Source organism: Catellatospora coxensis (assembly GCF_016862635.1).
Classification (GTDB): domain Bacteria; phylum Actinomycetota; class Actinomycetes; order Mycobacteriales; family Micromonosporaceae; genus Catellatospora; species Catellatospora coxensis.
In genome coordinates this window covers 1-1,551 of record NZ_BONI01000190.1, presented here as the reverse complement: position 1 = coordinate 1,551, position 1,551 = coordinate 1, and the positions used below count along the sequence as shown (strand labels likewise).

The following is a 1,551-nucleotide window of genomic DNA, read 5'->3' as shown; positions in this document are numbered from 1 at the left end:
CCCACCTCGCGCTGGGCCACCTGCGCCGGGCGCTGCCCCGCTACGCCGAGCAGGCGGGGGAGTACGCCGACAGCTCGGCCGCCCTGGCCCTGGCCCGCCGCCGCCGGACCGGCCGGGCGGTCGCGGCCGCGCTGCTCGCGGTGCCGCTGCTGGCCGGCCTGATGTGGCACGCGGTGCGCGGCCCCGACACCGTGCCGCCCCCGGCGACCACCACCCCGTCCGGCGTACCCACCCCGGCCAAGCCGTTGCCGGCGTTGCCCTCCCGGCTCGACACGAAGGCCGCGACCGAGCCGCTGCCTGCCGACCGCGCCACCGGACCGGCGGTGCTGCAGGTGTACCACGACCAGACGTCGTCGAGCCCTTGGGCGGTGCTGGTCACGGTCGACGGCCGCCACTACACGGTGCCGTCGCCGGAAGCGGGTTACGTGAGCGCGCCCGCGCTGTCGCCGGACGGGCGCTGGCTGACCTGGTCGACGACCGCGGCGACGTTCGTCCGTGACCTCACCGGGACGGAGGTGCGTGAGCTGCCGCCCACGTCGAGCGCCCCGCTCTGGTCACCTGGCGGTGAGTGGTTCCTGCTGCCCGCGCGTCTCGATGGCGAGACGCTCTACCACCTGCCCGACTGGACGGCTCGTGAGGTCCCGCCCGGCTTGCGGGGCAGGGCGGCGCAGGTCGTGCTGGACAGCGGCGAGCTGCTGCGCCCCGCCAGCGATCCGACCGCGACGGCCCTGCCGATGGAGGTGGTCGACCTCGTGGCCGGGACGGTGCGCCCGATCACCGTCGAGGTGGCCGACCGGCTCGGGGCCAAGGAGTGGATCTACAGGTGGTCGATCCTCTCGGCGCCCGGAAGTTCGGCGGCCGTGGAGGTGGTCGGTGTTGCCGCGCACGGGTCTGCCCAGGTGGTGGCGGTGCTGCAGTTCTCCACGGCCGACGGCCGGGTGCTGCGCCGGATCTCGCTGCCGACGGACCGGATCGCGTTCCCGCTGTGCTTCCGTGGCGGGGAGCTGCTGTGGACGGACTTCGTGAGCATCCGCCGGGCCCAGGTGCCCGAGAGCATGGCCGTGCTGATGGAACTCGACCGCGTCGCGGAGCCCGCGGGCTGCCGCCGTTCCACACAGCTCAGCTCGATGGTGCCGTGACGGCGGCCGCGCGGGATGATCCCAACCTTCCGGCCCGCTGCCACGTAGGGGAGGTGGAGGTGGCGGATGAGCCGATACGACGGCTTCCACGAGTTCGTCGTCGAGCGGGGCGGGGCGCTGTCGCGCACGGCGTACCTGCTCACCGGCGAGCACCACGCGGCCGAGGACCTGGTGCAGTCCGCGCTGGCCAAGGCCGCGACGCGGTGGCGGCAGATCCGGGAGTACGGCCAGCCGGAGGCGTACGTCCGGCGCATCATGGTCAACGAGCAGATCTCGTGGTGGCGCAGGCGGCCCGCGCGGCCGATGGCCGATCTGCCCGAGCGGGCCGGTCCCGACGAGACGGGCCGGGCGCTGGAGCGCGTCGCGCTCACCCGGGCACTGGCCACCCTCGCCCCGCGCCAGCGCGCCGTGC

At 75.0% G+C, this 1,551-nt stretch carries 2 protein-coding genes; both read left to right on the top strand.

From position 1 onward, the window contains the following. Positions 1-1,139 (top strand): TolB family protein (locus Cco03nite_RS41930; RefSeq protein ID WP_373314468.1); only part of this gene is annotated, 1,139 nt, incomplete at its 5' end. A 66-nt stretch (positions 1,140-1,205) separates the two neighbouring features. After that, the coding region (locus tag Cco03nite_RS41925; protein WP_275412121.1) for a sigma factor at positions 1,206-1,551 on the top strand (346 nt) is incomplete at its 3' end.